General features: G+C 72.4%; 15 protein-coding genes and 1 pseudogene. 8 read left to right on the forward strand and 8 right to left on the reverse strand.

Annotated features, from left to right (window positions below):
- Window positions 1-176: 176 nt before the first annotated feature.
- Window positions 177-683, reverse strand: coding sequence for an SUKH-3 domain-containing protein (locus tag ACIQK6_RS35455; RefSeq protein WP_402696645.1), 507 nt, complete (start codon window positions 681-683; stop codon window positions 177-179).
- A gap of 2 nt (window positions 684-685) precedes the next feature.
- Entirely contained in the window at window positions 686-1,264 is a 579-nt protein-coding gene (locus tag ACIQK6_RS35460) for a YwqJ-related putative deaminase (RefSeq protein ID WP_329101276.1), read from the reverse strand.
- Between the two features lie 230 nt (window positions 1,265-1,494).
- Between ACIQK6_RS35460 and ACIQK6_RS35465 the strand changes: the two genes are divergently transcribed.
- The 3 genes from ACIQK6_RS35465 (at window position 1,495) to ACIQK6_RS35475 (ending at window position 6,047) form a co-directional block, all read left to right on the forward strand.
- On the forward strand, window positions 1,495-2,490 hold the full coding sequence (locus tag ACIQK6_RS35465) for an SMI1/KNR4 family protein (RefSeq protein ID WP_402696647.1): 996 nt from the start codon (window positions 1,495-1,497) through the stop codon (window positions 2,488-2,490).
- 7 nt (window positions 2,491-2,497) lie between these two features.
- Window positions 2,498-5,035 (forward strand): SUKH-4 family immunity protein, encoded by a 2,538-nt coding sequence (locus tag ACIQK6_RS35470; protein WP_402696648.1) that lies wholly within the window; start codon window positions 2,498-2,500, stop codon window positions 5,033-5,035.
- Window positions 5,036-5,174: 139 nt separating this feature from the next.
- Window positions 5,175-6,047 (forward strand): DivIVA domain-containing protein, encoded by an 873-nt coding sequence (locus ACIQK6_RS35475; RefSeq protein ID WP_329101282.1) that lies wholly within the window; start codon window positions 5,175-5,177, stop codon window positions 6,045-6,047.
- Window positions 6,048-6,117: 70 nt separating this feature from the next.
- On the opposite strand, the gene ACIQK6_RS35480 is transcribed toward ACIQK6_RS35475, so the two are convergent.
- Window positions 6,118-6,999 (reverse strand): alpha/beta hydrolase, encoded by an 882-nt coding sequence (locus ACIQK6_RS35480; RefSeq protein ID WP_329101284.1) that lies wholly within the window; start codon window positions 6,997-6,999, stop codon window positions 6,118-6,120.
- Window positions 7,000-7,080: 81 nt separating this feature from the next.
- On the opposite strand from ACIQK6_RS35480, the gene ACIQK6_RS35485 reads away from it, so the two are divergent.
- Window positions 7,081-7,638 (forward strand): CGNR zinc finger domain-containing protein, encoded by a 558-nt coding sequence (locus ACIQK6_RS35485; protein ID WP_402696650.1) that lies wholly within the window; start codon window positions 7,081-7,083, stop codon window positions 7,636-7,638.
- Between the two features lie 59 nt (window positions 7,639-7,697).
- Here the strand turns inward: ACIQK6_RS35485 and ACIQK6_RS35490 are convergent, their stop codons facing one another.
- Window positions 7,698-8,141, reverse strand: a complete 444-nt coding sequence (locus ACIQK6_RS35490; protein WP_329101288.1) for a MarR family winged helix-turn-helix transcriptional regulator — start codon at window positions 8,139-8,141, stop codon at window positions 7,698-7,700.
- Window positions 8,142-8,253: 112 nt separating this feature from the next.
- Here ACIQK6_RS35490 and ACIQK6_RS35495 point away from each other — a divergent pair, with 112 nt between their 5' ends.
- The 4 genes from ACIQK6_RS35495 to ACIQK6_RS35510 all read left to right on the forward strand — a co-directional run bounded on the left by ACIQK6_RS35495 (window position 8,254) and on the right by ACIQK6_RS35510 (window position 11,025).
- Window positions 8,254-9,177, forward strand: a complete 924-nt coding sequence (locus tag ACIQK6_RS35495) for an alpha/beta hydrolase (RefSeq protein WP_402696652.1) — start codon at window positions 8,254-8,256, stop codon at window positions 9,175-9,177.
- Between the two features lie 103 nt (window positions 9,178-9,280).
- On the forward strand, window positions 9,281-9,499 hold the full coding sequence (locus tag ACIQK6_RS35500; protein ID WP_402696654.1) for a hypothetical protein: 219 nt from the start codon (window positions 9,281-9,283) through the stop codon (window positions 9,497-9,499).
- Window positions 9,492-10,330 (forward strand): IS5 family transposase gene (locus tag ACIQK6_RS35505; protein ID WP_402696656.1). Its coding sequence is split into 2 segments (ribosomal slippage): window positions 9,492-9,839 and window positions 9,842-10,330, totalling 837 coding nucleotides; the frame shifts between segments, so codons are not numbered across the junction. The genes ACIQK6_RS35500 and ACIQK6_RS35505 overlap by 8 nt, the downstream gene beginning before the upstream one ends.
- Window positions 10,331-10,479: 149 nt before the next feature.
- Window positions 10,480-11,025: a GNAT family N-acetyltransferase gene (locus tag ACIQK6_RS35510; protein WP_402696658.1), complete on the forward strand. Its 546-nt coding sequence runs from the start codon at window positions 10,480-10,482 to the stop codon at window positions 11,023-11,025.
- A 29-nt stretch (window positions 11,026-11,054) separates the two neighbouring features.
- Here ACIQK6_RS35510 and ACIQK6_RS35515 read toward each other — a convergent pair.
- The 4 genes and pseudogenes from ACIQK6_RS35515 to ACIQK6_RS35530 form a co-directional block, all read right to left on the reverse strand.
- Window positions 11,055-11,884 (reverse strand): IS5 family transposase gene (locus ACIQK6_RS35515; RefSeq protein ID WP_402696714.1). Its coding sequence is split into 2 segments (ribosomal slippage): window positions 11,055-11,380 and window positions 11,380-11,884, totalling 831 coding nucleotides; the frame shifts between segments, so codons are not numbered across the junction.
- Between the two features lie 188 nt (window positions 11,885-12,072).
- Window positions 12,073-13,288: pseudogene (locus tag ACIQK6_RS35520) on the reverse strand (IS701 family transposase).
- Between the two features lie 47 nt (window positions 13,289-13,335).
- Window positions 13,336-13,896, reverse strand: a complete 561-nt coding sequence (locus tag ACIQK6_RS35525; protein ID WP_402696660.1) for a hypothetical protein — start codon at window positions 13,894-13,896, stop codon at window positions 13,336-13,338.
- A gap of 3 nt (window positions 13,897-13,899) precedes the next feature.
- Window positions 13,900-14,781 carry a hypothetical protein gene (locus tag ACIQK6_RS35530; RefSeq protein WP_402696662.1) on the reverse strand — a complete coding sequence of 294 codons (882 nt, stop codon included), beginning with the start codon at window positions 14,779-14,781 and terminating at the stop codon, window positions 13,900-13,902.
- Window positions 14,782-14,828: the final 47 nt, after the last annotated feature.

The raw sequence follows: 14,828 nt of genomic DNA on the forward strand, positions 1-14,828 counted from the left end.
CCAAGCCCCGACACCACCGACCAGCCACAGCCAAGCACCGCGCAGCGACCCCGCACCGCCCCACACCACCCAGCCCCGCCGGCGCTTGAGGCGCACGGGACGGGGCCAAGCCCCGACACCACCGACCAGCCACAGCCAAGCACCGCGCAGCGACCCCGCAGCGACCCCGGCCGGAGCTAAGTGGTGAGGCGGGTCGGCTGGAGGCCCGTCAGGAGCAGGGTGAGGGCCTCGTCGACGGTGGGGCCGAGGTACCAGTCGCCGGTGTGGTCGATGCCGTAGGTGCGGCCCTCGCGGTCGATCGCGAGGTGGGAGCCGCAGTCGGCCTCGACGCCCAGTGGGCACAGCTGCGTGGACAGGGCCCGGCCGAGGTCGGCGAAGGTGCGCGCGAGGTGGAGTCCGGTGAGCGGGTCGATCCGGACGGGCGTCGGGGAGATCTGGCGGCCGGGGCCGTGCGCGGCGACCGTCAGACCGCCGAACTCGGCCCATGCCTCGACGGCGGCGGGGAAGACGGTGTGCCGGTGTCCGGCGGGCGTGGTGTGGTCCCGCAGGGCGTCGGCCCAGTACTCGGCCTGTTTGATGTCCCACCGGCCGGGTTCCCAGCCGGCGGTGCGCAGGGCGGAGTCCACGGCGACCGGGAAACGGGTGGCCGAGGAGCGGTCGTAGGAGGCGGAGGCGGCGGTCATGGCTACTCGGAGGGGGTGAGGTCGACGGGGCGTACGCCGAAGTGGGCGAGGAGTGCGTCACAGGAGCGGCAGGGCGGTGCGTAGCTGTCGTGGAGGGGGTCGCCGTCCTCGCGGATGTGGCGGGCGGTGATCTTCGCGTGTTTGAGGGAGCGCCGGGCCTCGCTCGCGGAGAGGGGTTTGCGGGAGGCGCGCCGGGAGCGGGCGCCCTCGACGGCGGTCAGGTGGCGGGAGAGCAGGATTGCCTCCGGGCACCGGCCGGTGAAGCGTTCGCGTTGGCCGCTGGTGAGGGTGTCGAGGAAGTCCTGGACGAGCGGATGGAGCGCGGGTGGCTGATCGGCCTTGCCGGCGGTGCCGGTGAGGGTCTCGCCGCGCACGGAGAGGGCGGCGGCGACGGTGGGGAGGATGCCGTCGCGGCGGAAGCGCAGGACGGGTACGGCGGGGCGGTCGTCCGTGCTGCTCCAGCGCAGCCGGGGGTCGCCGGCGGGACCGGCGGCTTCGCCGGCCGGGCCGGCGGAGGCCGGTGCGCCTGTTGCGTCCGGCGCGGTGTCGCCGGATTCTGTGCGTGTTGCCGTGTTGTGCATGCGCGTGCTTTCCCTCCCGTGGCGGCTGTGGTGACCCCTGTCGCTCACGCCCCCGTACTGCGGGGACAGCCTGCCAAATGTCACCTGTCATGCGGAAGCGGGGTCGAATATTCGTATCAATTCGGATGTTCCTGGCCCTCTGGCGGGTGCGCTGGTCGGGTGCGGGTAAGGGTCTTGCCCCAGCGCATAGGCTGTGGTGAACCAGCCAGATCCAGCAGGGGGCTACCGCCATGACGACAGGTCGGCTCGGGCAGCAGGCCGCGCCACCCAACGCCGCTTACTCGGGGCAGGTCGTGCATTTCCCGGACCCGGTCCGGGCCGCTCGGCATCCCCACGGGGTGCGGATGGACGGCAATGGGCATCCGGACTTCTCCGTCTACGCGCGCGCGGCCGTGGAGATCGCCGAGCCGCCGGAGGGCTTCGGCGTGGACGAGCTGCGGCTCACGGACTACGTGTCCGCGAACGCCGCGATGAAGGCCTCCGGGCACGAGTTGTGGGACACGGTCGGGCCGGTGGCGACCCCGCACGGTTGGACCTGGCACCACGTGGCCGGTTCGCGGCGCATGGAGCTGGTCCCGGTCGAGGTGAAGGCGCTGCTGCGGCATCACGCGGGCCTGGCGACGGCTCCGGTGGACCACGACAAGCGCGGGACGCGGCCGTTGCAGGAGGTGCGCCCGGCGCACCTGGGGCTGCCGAAGTCGGTGGTGTCGGTCTCCGAGGAACAGGTGCAGGGGGTCGAGGAGGACCTCGGCTACCGGCTGCCGGAGCCCTACCGCTCGTTCCTGAAGGCCGCGGGCGGTTGCGCGCCGGTGGGTGCGGGCCTGGACGTGGACCTCGGTCTGCTGGTGGACCAGCCCTTCTTCACGGTGCGTGAGGAGGCGGCGGTCAATGATCTGGTGTACGTCAACAAGTGTCTGCGGGACCACCTGACGAAGGACTACCTGTGCGTGGCCTTCGCCCAGGGCGGGTTGCTCGCGTTGAAGGTCAGGGGCGAGGGCGTCGGCTCGGTGTGGTTCTCCCCGTACGACGATGCCCGTGACCGGGACGGCTGGTCGGTCCAGGAGCGCGTGGAGCGGTTGTTGCTGCCGTGCGGTGCTGATTTCGACGCCTTCCTCGAGCGGCTGGCCGGCAATCCGCCGGAGCTGGAGACGGTGGCCGGTCTGATGGTGGACGGCGGATTCGCACGTTCGGTTCCGGTGTCGGGTTCGGCACCGGTGGAGGGGTGAGCGCGCGATGGTGACGTTTGCGCAGGCGCAGGAGCGCGCCGAGGAGTGGATCAACGGGGACGTGCCCGCGTACCAGCACCGGGAGGTGCGCGTACGGGAGTTCGGGCTCGGGTTCGTGGTGTGGGCGGAGGACCGCGCGGCCGGTCCCGTTTCCGGTGGTGGGCGGCAGCGGCTGGTCATCGCGCGGGACAGCGGGGAGGTGACGCTGTGGCCGGGCCTGCCGGTGGGTGAGGTGATCCGCCGGTACGAGGAGGAGTACGGGGCCGTGTCCGCGGCTGTTTCGGAGGCTTCGGTTCCGCCGCCGCGGATCGACTCGGAGCAGACGTCTTTCATGCTCAGCCCGCCGGAGTGGTTGCAGGAGGCCGCGGACCGGGCGGGGATCGCGCCGAGGTCGACGCCCACGCCGGCTCCGGCCGTGCCCGTCGACGCCGTGCCCGAGGCCGCGCCTGCGCCCGCGCCCGCGTCGGCTCCTGCGGCACCGGCGCCCACCCCGGCCGTGCCGTTGCGGCGCGGCGGTGAGGTTCCGTACGAACCCACGGCCAACGACGGTGTTCCGGCGACGGCCCAGGCTCCGGCCGGGCCCGCGGTGCCGATCGGGGCCACGCCCTGGGCGGGCACCGATGTGAACTCCGGTACGGACGACGCGTCCGTACCGCTGCCGGCGACCGTGTTCGCGCCGCCGCTGTCCGGGTCGGACCTGGAGGACGCGCCGTCGTCCGGGGTGGCCCCGGAGGCGCAGACCACGCTGATGCCGGGCGGCAGCCAGTTGCCGAGGACGGCGGTCGTGCCCGCGCTGGGGTCGCCGGGCGATTCGGCCGGTGGTTCGCAGGGCGGTTCGGCGGCGGGCGACATCGCGGACGCGCCGACGAGCAAGGCCCAGATCTCCCGGCCGTCGACGCCGTCGGGTCCGTCGGGTCCGCCCGGTGCGCCTGGTGGCGGGCTCGACCATGCCGCGACGATGCTGGCCGGCCCCGGTGTTCCGCAGCCGCCCGGTCCGTCCGGTGCTCCGGGCGCGGGGCAGCCGCCGGCGCCGCCCGGTCCGCCGGGAGCTCCGGGGTCGCTGGGGCGTGGGCTCGACCATGCCGCGACGATGTTGGCCGGTCCGGCCGTCGCGGGCCAGCCGCCGGCGCCTCCCGGTCCGCCGGGGGCTCCGGGTGCGGGTGCTGGTGCGCCCCAGCCGCCTGGTCCGCCCGGTCCGCCCGGTCCGCCCGGCCCTCCCGGTCCGCCCGGTGCTCCGGGGTCGCTGGGGCGCGGGCTCGACCATGCCGCGACGATGTTGGCCGGTCCGGCCGTCACCGGTCAGCCGCCGGCGCCTCCCGGCCCGCCCGGGGCTCCCGGTGCGCCCGGTGGCGGGGCCCATCACGCCGCCACCATGCTCGCGGGTCCCGGCGTACCGCAGCCTCCTGGTCCGCCCGGGGCTCCCGGTGTGCCCGGTGGTGGGCTCGACCATGCCGCGACGATGCTGGCCGGCCCCGGTGTTCCGCAGCCGCCCGGTCCGCCCGGGCCTCCCGGCCCGCCGCCTGGCGCGCCCGGTGGTCCCGGCGGGCAGCCCCCGGTCCCGACCGGTGCGCCCACCGTCGGCCCCGGCTACCAGGCCGTGCTCCGCTACCGCGCGCCCGACGGCTCCGAGCAGCAGCTCATCCGCCGCTCGGCGCCCGGTACTCCGCACCCGGAGTGGCAGATCCTCTACGAGCTGCGCGCCATGAACGTGCCGCCGCAGCAAGTGCTGGAGCTGCACACCGAACTGGAGTCCTGTGAGCTGCCGGGCGGTTACTGCGCCCGGATGATCCGGGAGACCTGGCCGCAGGTGCGGATCACGAGCGTGGCCCCGTACGGCAAGGACCACGCGGGCCGCCAGCAGGGCATGCGGCACCTGCTCACCCACCAGGGCGAGCTGCACCAGGTGGCGGACGGTCCGGCGCGCCCCGCGCCGGTACGGGCGCCGTTGCCGCAGGTCCCGCTGCAGCCGGCGATCCCGCTGGAGGCGATCGGGCAGGAGCTGGCGGCGGCGTTCGGTCCGCAGGGCGTGTTCCGCTTCGATCAGCGGGCGGTGTCCCGTCAGGGTGTGCCGGAGATCGTGGCGCAGACGCTGATGTGGGCGGGCCTGCCGGTCGATTTCGGGCCGTTCTTCTGGGCGCAGGCGGTGCCGGGGCAGCCGGTGCCGACGCTGGCCGAGCTGGCCCAGCAGCGGCAGGTGCAGCCGGCCTCGGACGCGGGCTCGTACCTGGTCATCGGCAGCGACTTCGGCAAGGCGCTGTGCGTCCAGTACGGCACCGCGCACATCGTGGCGGTGCCGGTGGAGGGCGGCCCGGGAGGTGCCCCCGTACCGCCGCAGTTCGTGAATTCGAGCCTGCCGCAGTTCGTGCGGTCCCTCGCGATGCTGGGTCACATGTGGCGACTGCGCCAGCATTTGACGCCGGAGCAGGCGGGCCGTTGGACCGTCGACTTCCAGGCGAATCTGGCGGGGCTCGACAGCGCGGCGCTGTCCTCGCCGGAGAGCTGGTGGTCGGTGCTGCTGGAGCAGATGTGGGACGGACTGCTCTGATCAGCTGATTGGCTGATCGTGCGATCGGCTGGATGGCCGGGTCGGGACCTTCGAACAGGGTCTCGGCCCGGCCATTCCGGCTTCCGGGATCAAATGGCGCATCCTTGACGGGAATCCCCGCGAGAGAGGCGCATCCCGGATGAGTGCACCCTTTGCGACCGTGCGCGGTCGCGGCTACCGCATGGAAGAGGTCGACCGGTATCTCGCCCGGCTGTCCGGGAGCCGGGACGAGGCCTGGGAGCGGGTGGCCCGGCTGACCGTCCTGGCCAAGCAGATGGAGGCGGACGCGGCGCGGCTGCGGGCGGCGGTCGCCGCGCTGGCTCCGCAGACGTACGACGAGCTGAGCGAGCGGGCCCGCCGGATCCTGCTGCTGGCGGAGGAAGAGGCGGACGCTCTACGGACGGACGCGCGGGTGGACGCCGCGGCGACGTTGGGTGCGGCCGAGGCCCGCGCCGACCGGGCGGCGGAGCTCGCGCGGGGCGACGCGGAGGCGGTGCGCGAGCAGACGGAGGTCCGGGCCAGGCAGGGGCTGTTGCGGGCGCAGCGCGAGGCGGACGACGCGCGGTCGGGGGCGCGGGAGGACGCGGCGGCGTGGCGGGCCCAGGCGACGGCCGCGCTGGTGCAGACGCGGCGGCGGGCGGAGGCGGAGCGGGCGGAGCGCGAGCAGGAGCAGGCGGAGCGCCGGGAGGCGGCGGAGCGGGAGTTGACGGCGCGCGAGGCGGACCTGGAGGCGCGCCACGCGGAGCTGGAGCGGCACGTCGAGGCCCGATTGGCGGAGGCGCGGCGCGAGTTCGCCGAGGCGGAGGAGTCGGCGCGGCATGGGCAGGAGGACGCGGAGGCTCAGGCGGCCGAGTTGATCGCCCAGGCGCGGGTGGCGGAGGAGCGGATCGGGCGCGAGACGCGGGGGATCCTGCGGGAGCACGGGGAGGCGGCGGAGGAGATGCGGGCGCACATGAACCACGTCCGCTCCAGCCTGGCAGCCCTGACGGGCCGCGCCCCGGCGGAGGGCTAGACCGTCCTTTCCGGATCGTGCCGGGCCCGCGATGCCCGGCACCCCACCTCGCTGCGTTGTCGGGCGCTGGTCAGGCCCCTGTGGCGGAGTCCAGGAACTCCTCGATCAGCGGGGCGATCTGCGGGAGGTGGGTCTCCAGGGCGAAGTGGCCCGCGCCCTCGAAGACGTGCACGTCGGCGTGCGGGGCGTCGCGGAGGTAGGCCTTCGCGCCCGCCGGGGTGAAGAAGGGGTCGCCCGCGCCCCACACGACCAGCACCGGGATCCGGGCGGCGCGCAGCCAGGCCTGCCAGGCGGGGTAGTGGGCGAAGTTCGAGGCGTAGTCGAAGGCGAGGTCGGCCTGGGCGTCGGCGCGGCCCGGCAGGCCGAGGTGGTGCACGTCGAGGGTCCAGCCGTCGGGGGAGAGGAGGCTGGCGTCGGCGACGCCGGTCTCGTACTGGAAGCGGATGCCCTCCGGGGTGAAGAGCCCCCGGACGCGTTCCTCGTTGCCCGGGACCTCGCGCCGGAGTCCGGCGAACGCGCGGGCCGCGTCCGAGAGGCCCTCCTCGTAGGCGTTGCCGTTCTGGACGATCAGGCCGGTCACCCGCTCCGGTCGGCGCGCGGCGAGCCGCAGTCCGACCGGGGCGCCGAAGTCGAAGACGTACAGGGCGAAGCGGTCCAGGCCGAGGGCGTCGGTGAAGCCCTCCACGATGTCCGCGAGCCGGTCGAAGGCGTACGTGAATCCGGCCGGCGCTTCGGTGCGGCCGGAGCCGGGGTAGTCGGGGGCGATCAGCCGGTATGGAGTGTTGCCGAGGGCGTCCATCAGGCGGGCGAACTGGTGCGAGGCGGTGGGGAAGCCGTGCAGGAGCAGCAGGACGGGGCCGTCGGCGGGGCCGCTCTCGCGGTAGGCGACGCGGACTCCGGCCACGTCGACGGTGCGGTGCCGGATGGTGGGAACGGTGCGACGAGCGGTCATCACATGCCTCCTGCGTCCTTGTTTCCATTAGTCTTGCCGGTGATCTCTAATGGGTCAAGTGATTGCAGTAGCATTAGCGAGGTGACAGTGACCTTCCCGCTCACCGGCGAGCGCCTCGCGCTGGACCTCCTCAACACCGAGGCCCCGGTGGGCGATCTCGTCGCCGACCCGGCGGGACTCTCGGCCTGGCTGGCCGCGCAGGCCGGGCGGCTGACCCCCGTCGACGTCGTGGGCGCCGCAGAGGTGGCCGCCGTAGGGGCCGTACGGGAGGCCGCGCGCGCGGCGCTCGACGCCGTGCGGCGCGGTACGCGGCCTCCGGCCGGGGCGCTCGCCGCGCTGAACGGGGCCCTGGCCGCGGCGCCCTCGCACCGCGTGCTGGCCTGGACCGGGGCGGGCGGGATCGCCGCCGCGGTGCACCGGCCGGCGGATCCGGCCCGCCGGCTCGCGGCGGAACTGGCCGAGGCGGTCGCGGAGCTGCTGACGGACCCCCGGGTGGCGCAGGTGCGCGAGTGCGAGGCCCACGACTGCGTCCTGCTCTTCCTGCCGGCGCACCCCCGGCGCCGCTGGTGCGTGGCCTCGGTGTGCGGCAACCGGGCCCGGGTGGCCCGCTACTACGCCCGCCACATGGGCGACGGCTAGGCCGTCTCTTTCGGATCTTGCCGGGCGGCGCGGGCCAGGCAAGACCCGGAAGGGACGGCCTAGAGCTGACCCTGGCCGTCCGCCTCGAGGTTCGCGCGGAGGGCGGCCAGGGTGGTGGCGAGGGTCGCGAGGTCGGCGGCGGGAATCCCGCTGGTCAGCGCGGCGAGCGTGCTCTCGACCACGGGCCGGGCGGCCGCCAGCACCTTCTCGCCCTCGGCCGTCAGGCGCAGCACGGAGGAGCGGCGGTCCTGCGGGTGCGCGACGCGCACGCACCAGCCCGCGGCCACCAGCCGGTCGACCGCCTTGCTGACGGCCCCCACCGTGATCGCGAGGTCGCCCACGATGTCGAGCACCCGGCACCCGTCCACCCGGTCGATGATCTGCAGGACCTCGAACTGACCCAGCGCCAGCTCCTGTTCGGCGCGCAGGCGGGCTCCGACCGCGTTGTAGAGCCGGGTCTCCACGCGGACGAGATCGAGGAACAGTGGAGTGACGTGGCTCACAGAACCCCCAATAGATTCCCAGGAATCATATTCCCTGGAATGTGCTTAGATGGAAGCAGATCGATTCCGAGGAATCAATCTTCGCATCCGACCGCACCGATGGGGGCCCACCATGTCCGCACAGCAGCGTCAGGCCCTGGACGCCCTGCTCCGCTCCATCCCGCGCGGCGAAACGCCGCTCACCCCCGCCGAGCAGCGCGCGGGCTTCGCCGCGGCCCTGACCCGACCGGCACCGGACGGCGTCGCCACCCGTAGGACGGTCGTGGGCGGGAGGCCCGCCCTGGAGCTGGAGCCGGCCGGAGCGGCCGATCGCGGTCGACTGCTCTACCTCCACGGCGGCGGCTACGTCGTCGGCTCACCCGACACCCACACCGGCCTGGTCGGCGAGCTCGCCGTCCGCACCGGGCTGCGGGCCACCTCGGTGGACTACCGCCTGGCCCCCGAGCACGCCTTCCCCGCCGCGGTTGACGACGGGCTCGCCGCCTACCGCGACCTGCTGGAGACTGGTACCGACCCGCGAGAGCTCGTACTGGTCGGCGACTCGGCCGGCGGCGGCCTCGCCATCGCCACCCTGCTCGCCGCCCGGGAGGCGGGACTGCCGCAGCCGGCCGCCGTCGTGGTTTTCTCCCCGTGGGTCGACCTCACCCTCTCCGGGGAGAGCATGCGCACCAAGGCGGACGCCGACCCGATCTTCACCGAGGCCGCCATACGCGCCTTCGCGGACCTCTACATCGGCGACGGCGATCCCAGCGACCCCCTCGCGAGCCCGGTCTTCGCCGACCTCACGGGCCTGCCCCCGCTGCTCGTGCAGGTCGGCGCGAACGAGGTGCTCCTCGACGACGCGGTCCGCCTGGCCGCCCGCTGGGGCGCCGCCGATGTCGAGGCCACCTTGGAGATCGGGCCGGGCCTCCCGCACGTCTACCAGGGCGAGCACGGCCGCCTCGAAGAGGCGGACGCCGCACTCGACCGCGCCGCCCACTTCCTCACCACTCACCTCCCCGTCCCGGTCGCACCTGGCCAGGCTGCGGAGCGCTGAGGACCCCTGCCCCTCTGCGCCGGCAAGGACCGGCGACGGTGATGGGGGCGGGATCTCCGCCTGGCACAAGAGTTCCTACAGCCTGAATGAGGACAGCTTCTGCTTGGAGACCGCGCAGTTCGCGGGAGCGCGGATCGGGGTCCGTGACTCCAAGGCCCCGACATGGCGCAGCATCGTGTCCGCCCAGTACGAACCCGGAGAGTTCCTCTGCCACCGGTACGACGGGAACTCCCGTACCGGAGCGGCCTCCTCGAAGGCCACCCCGCAACAGCGCCGTTCCAACCAGCCCCGCCGGTCGTTGTTCCTGTGCGCCGTTGACTGACGCGCAGTGGGCGCGAATCGAGCCGTTACTCCCAGATCGGATACCACGGCGGGGTGGCCGGTCGAGGGATCATCGAGAGGTGATCGACGCGATCGCCTGGAAGTTCCAGACGGGATCGCAGTGGATCCACCTCCCCGAGAAATACGGCAACCGGCGAGGCGTCTACAACCGGCTACGGATGCGGGCCATCGACGGCACCTGGGGGCGGGTGTTCACCGCGCTGGTCGCGCAGGCCGACGCCGACGAAGTCCTCAACTGGGCTGTCTCGGTGGACTCGACCATCGTGCGCGCGCACCAGCACGCGGCTGGGGCCCGCAAAAAGGGGCCCCAGCAGGCGAACCCGCAGACCATGCCATCGGCCGGTCCCGCGGCGGGCTGACCACAAAGATCCACCTGGCCTCCGATGCCCACTGCCGGCCACTGGCCTTCGTGCTCACCGCCGGCCAGGCCGGTGACGCACCCGCCTTTGCACACGTCATGGCCCGACTTCGCTGTCCCCGACGGCGAGGACGGCCCCGCACCAGGCCGGACGTGGTCTTGGCCGACAAGGCGTACTCCTCCCGCGCGATTCGCGAGCACCTGCGCAAGCGCGGGATCCGCGCCGTGATCCCAGTTCCGGCCGATCAACGCGGCCACCGCCTGCGGCGCGGAAGCCGGGGTGGCAGGCCACCCGCCTTCGACCGCGAGGCAGACAAGCAGCGCAACACCGTCGAACGCTGCATCAACCGCTTGAAGCAGTGGCGAGGCATCGCCACCCGCTACGAGAAGACAGCGACCATCTACCTGGCCGGACTCCACATCGCCGGCATCTTCCTCTGGTCTGCCCGGTGATCCAAACGAAACACCCTAGTGCTGCTGTGACCGGCAAGCCTTTTCGGTCACAGCAGCACTAGGGGGTGTCTCCTTGAACGCGTGAGCAGTAGGTGGCTCTGGAGACTCGGCTCACTTCGATGTCAGCACCGACTGGGATGCTCCTGCGCATGAAGCAGAAGATCAGGCCCACTCTCACTCAGATCACCGGAACACATGAGGTCCCTTCCGACCTGAGGCGTCAGCTCGTCGACTGCTGGATCGCAGTCACGAACGCGGGTGGTGCTGCGGGATTTCCTTTCCCTCCAGTCCATGACGACGACGTCGCACCGGCCGCAGACGAGCTCCTCAGCCATCTCGACCCGTCGCGCAGCCGCCTCATCATCGCCAGGTTCGGTGAGGCTCTTGCCGGATGGGTTGTCCTCAAAAGTGATCCCTTTCGGCTCGTCGCACACTGGGGAACGGTCCACCACCTCCAGACCCACCCCGGCTTCCGCAGCCTTGGTGTCGGCTCCGCTCTCATGCGAGAGCTGCGGACGGTGGCCCGTGACGAGCTGCGGCTTGAGCAGCTCCGTCTCACGGCCCGGGGGAGAGAAGGGTTGGAGGACTTCTACGGCCGCCTGGGATGGCGGGAGGTCGGACGCTGGCCCAGCGCCTTGCGCTTCGCGCCCGACGACACCCGAGACGAGGTCCTGATGCTCCTCGATCCCCTCTGACCGACAACCCCTGAGGCGTGTCCTTTCGATCACTCGCGAGCCCAGATGAGGGTGGCGGAGAGGTGGAGGGCAGCCTGGTAAACGATGGCCAGCTTGTCCGTCCGCATGGCCAGACCGCGCCACTGCTTGAGCCGGTTGATGCACCGTTCGACTGCGTTGCGCTGCTTGTATGTCTCGGCGTCGAAGACAGGTGGCCGACCACCGGTTCGGCCTCGCCGCAGACGGTGGCGGATCTGGTCGGAGGGCTGAGGGATGACTGCTCGGATCCCGCGTCGGCGGAGATGGCTTCGGATCGCGCGGGACGAGTACGCGCGGTCCGCCAGGACGGCGTCTGGTCGGGTCCTCGGTCTCCCGGCCCGCTTCGCGGAACACGAATGCCGGCCATGACGGCATGGAAGGCTGGTGCGTCGCCCGCCTGGCCCGCGGTGACGCGGAGGGCCAAGGGTCGTGCGTGGCTGTCGCTGGCGAGGTGGACTTTCGTGGTCAGGCCGCCGCGGGAACGTCCGAGCGCATGGTCGTCAGGCTCAGCCCGATCTGGCTCCCCTTTCTTTCTGGCTCCGGCGGCGTGCTGGTGCGCTCGGCAGACGGTGGAGTCCACCGACACGGTCCAGCCGATGTCGTCAGCATCGTCGGCCACTGCCAGAAGCACGGCGAGGATCCGTTCCCAAGTGCCATCCACGGCCCACCTGAGCAGCCGTTTGTGAGCGGTCTGGAACGAGCCCAACTCATCTGGCAGGTCCCGCCAGGGCGAGCCGGTGCGGTATTTCCACGCGATGGCCTTCAGGGTTCGGCGGTGATCGGCCCATCGCCGACCGCGGACCGGATCGGCCGGCATCCACGGCTCGATCCGGTCCCACATCGCATCAGTGATCACTAACCGGACGGACACGGCTGATCAACCGACAAGCGAATCAAGGAGACACGCTCTAGTAGTGCTTTGTTAGCTGGTGTCGTGGGGCTGCCAAGGGACGGTCTGCTGGCAGGTGGGGCAGGTGCCGTTCCACGTGGCGATGAGGTGTTGGAGGAGGTCCAGGGCCTGGTAGAGGGTCAGGCCCTGGCAGGGGCTTTTGGGTTCCTCTGCTGTTCGGTCAGGAAGAGGTGGGCGGCGGTCACGAGGGTGACGTGGCGGTGCCAACCGACGAAGGAGCGGCCCTCGAAGTGGTCCAGTCCCAGAGCCGTTTTCAGTTCGCGGTAGTCGTGCTCAATACGCCAGCGGGCCTTCGCGAGGCGGATCAGGTCCTTGGCGGGAATGTTCGCGGGCAGGTTCGAAATCCAGTACTTCACGGGCTCCGTCTCGCCTTCGGGCCACTGCGCGATCAGCCAGACGAGCGGGATCGTTCCATCCTCGGCCGGCTTGGGCCGCCGGCCCGCGAGGCGGACCCGCAGGAGGACGAAGTGCGAGCTCATCGCCGCTTTCGAACCCTTGCGCCAGGTCACGGTCCGGCCGTGGCGGCGTCCGGCGGCCAGCACGTGGTCGCGTAAGGAGACGGGCCGGGTGCGGTAGCGGGGCCTCGGCCTGGGGCCGAGCCCCGAGTAGGCGGGCTGATGCGGCACCGCTTCCTCCCGGTGGGCGGTCATCTCACCCTTGGCCTGCAGGACGTAGGCCAGGCCCCGGTCCTCCAAGCCGTGGCGGAAGTCGGCGTTCGCGCCGTATCCGGCATCCGCGACCAGCGCGGCGGGCCGCAGACCGATCCCGGCCAGTTCGTCGAGCATCTCCAGCGCGAGCTGCCACTTCGGGCGGTGGCGTTCGCTGTCGGGGATCCGGCAGCCTTTGCGGCGGGCGGCCGCCTCAGGGCCGTCCCACGACTGCGGCAGGAACAACCGCCAGGACAGCCCGGCACGAAGCGCTGTCGGAGGCGGCGTGGACGCTGACCCCGATCTGACAGTTGCCGACCTTGCCCAATGTGCCCGAGTACTGCCGGGCCACCCCGGGCGAAGCAGTGCCGTCCTTGAGGAAACCGGTGTCGTCCACCACCCACACCTCAGGCCGGACCACGGCCACCGCCCGCCAGGCCAGCCGGGCCCGCACATCGGCGACCGGCCAGGTCGAGGAGGTCATGAACTGCTGCAACTGCTGATGGTCCACCCCCAAACGCCCGGCCATCGGCTGCATCGACTTGCGCCGGCCATCGAGCAACAGGCCCCGCACATACAACCGGCCCTTCTCCAGCCAGTCCCGCCGCACCAACGGCGCGAACACCTCGGAAGTGAACTCCTCCAACCGGCCCCGCACCGCCGCAAGCTCCCCAGCGCATACAACCAGCGAACTACCGAACACCCGACGCGACAAGACCTCGTAACAAAGCGCTACTAGAGGATGTCCTGCAGCGGCGACGCGAGGAGGCGGTCCAGACCCGAGACGGTGACGAGGCACACGAGGGCCAACTCGCCCCGGTCCAGCCGGTGCGTTTCCCAGCCGCCGGCGCGGGTTCGTGCGCGCACCTCGTGCTCGTCGCCCGCCTCACGGACGAGGCGCTGGTGGAAGCGGTGCACGGTGAACGACAGGATCCGTCCGTCGTCGAGGCAGAAGCGGATGCCGCAGCGGCTCGGCCGCAGGGATCTGCACGCGGCCCGCGCCGTGAACGGCACGCCGTCGAGGCGGCCGCGGACGCCGTGGCGCAGCCGCTTGCGGATGCCCAGCCACGGCAGCGCGGCGTCGTCGATCTCCAGGACGGTTTCCTCGCCCAGCAGGAACTGCCAGCGCTCCCACGCCTCGGCCTTGGCGTCGGCGGTCAGGCGCGGGCCGGGTTCCCGGAACAGCGTGTAGGTGCCGTGGGCCGTGGGGATCTCGGCGTGCCGCTCGCGTGCGTGCGCGGGCTGGAGCCACATCCGCCTGGGTGCGCGCCAGGACGGCTTCAGGAAGGACGGCACGGGTCAGCCCGCCGGCTGCGGCTGAGGCTGCGGCTGGGCCGGGACGGCGGGCTTCGCGAGGGGCTCGTAGCGGTACGGGTCGCTGCGCAGGCCGCGCGCCGTGACGACCACCGTGAACGGGGGCGCCGTCGGGGCCGGGAGGGTGGCGGTCAGGGCGCCCGTCAGGGGGTCGACCCGGGCCGGGAGGGGGGTGTCGTCGACGGTGAGGAGGGTCGGCGGGCCCGCCGGGTCCGGGCTGAAGCCGCCGCCCTCGACCGTCAGGCTGCCGTCCGCCAGCACGACGTGCGTGATCACCGGATTGGCGCGGACGGCCATCTTGTTGACCAGGTAAGCGCCCGCCGGGGCGCCCGTCAGGGCCCACATCTCGGCGGGCAGGCGCGGGAGTCCGCCGCCCACGTCCGCGAGGAAGAACAGCACCACGTACAGCATGGTGACCGCGCTGAGGGCGACGTACTGGAGGTCCACGAGGTCGGTGCGCCCGCTGTCGTTCGCGATCAGCTCCCGCAGCGGCCGCCGGCCCGACGCCGTGGGCCGCGCGGCGGGCTTGGCCATGCTGCCGTGTTCCACGCGCAGGCCGACCACCGCCTTCGCGGCGATCAGCGCCACGTACGGGCCGCCGAGCAGCGGCAGGTACACCGTCGTCAGGGTGGACAGCGGGCCGTCGGTGCCCCGGAAGTACGCGGTGCCGCCGCCCGCGATGAGCCCGTAGCCGAGGATCGCCAGCAGCAGCCAGACCAGGATCACCGTCCAGGCGAGGGCGAGCGCCGTCGAGGTGGAGAGGCGGCCGTCGCGGCCGGTGATGAAGCCCGGACTGCGGACGAGCCGCAGGCAGATCGGGCCGGCCAGCGCGGCCAGTAACGCGAGTGCGCAGAGTGCCGATGCCATGTGTCGTCGTCCCCCCGGAAACGGTCCTGGTACGAGGGTCACCCAAT

This window comes from Streptomyces sp. NPDC091682 (assembly GCF_044756625.1).
Lineage (GTDB): Bacteria > Actinomycetota > Actinomycetes > Streptomycetales > Streptomycetaceae > Streptomyces.

What these genes read in the sequence shown, in the direction of transcription:
- ACIQK6_RS35460 (WP_329101276.1), bottom strand. Translation starts at nt 1,264, where the DNA reads ATGCACAACACGGCAACACGCACAGAATCCGGCGACACCGCGCCGGAC.
- ACIQK6_RS35470 (WP_402696648.1), top strand. Translation starts at nt 2,498, where the DNA reads ATGGTGACGTTTGCGCAGGCGCAGGAGCGCGCCGAGGAGTGGATCAAC.
- ACIQK6_RS35530 (WP_402696662.1), bottom strand. Translation starts at nt 14,781, where the DNA reads ATGGCATCGGCACTCTGCGCACTCGCGTTACTGGCCGCGCTGGCCGGC.
- ACIQK6_RS35510 (WP_402696658.1), top strand. Translation starts at nt 10,480, where the DNA reads ATGAAGCAGAAGATCAGGCCCACTCTCACTCAGATCACCGGAACACAT.
- ACIQK6_RS35455 (WP_402696645.1), bottom strand. Translation starts at nt 683, where the DNA reads ATGACCGCCGCCTCCGCCTCCTACGACCGCTCCTCGGCCACCCGTTTC.
- ACIQK6_RS35480 (WP_329101284.1), bottom strand. Translation starts at nt 6,999, where the DNA reads ATGACCGCTCGTCGCACCGTTCCCACCATCCGGCACCGCACCGTCGAC.
- ACIQK6_RS35475 (WP_329101282.1), top strand. Translation starts at nt 5,175, where the DNA reads ATGAGTGCACCCTTTGCGACCGTGCGCGGTCGCGGCTACCGCATGGAA.
- ACIQK6_RS35495 (WP_402696652.1), top strand. Translation starts at nt 8,254, where the DNA reads ATGTCCGCACAGCAGCGTCAGGCCCTGGACGCCCTGCTCCGCTCCATC.
- ACIQK6_RS35465 (WP_402696647.1), top strand. Translation starts at nt 1,495, where the DNA reads ATGACGACAGGTCGGCTCGGGCAGCAGGCCGCGCCACCCAACGCCGCT.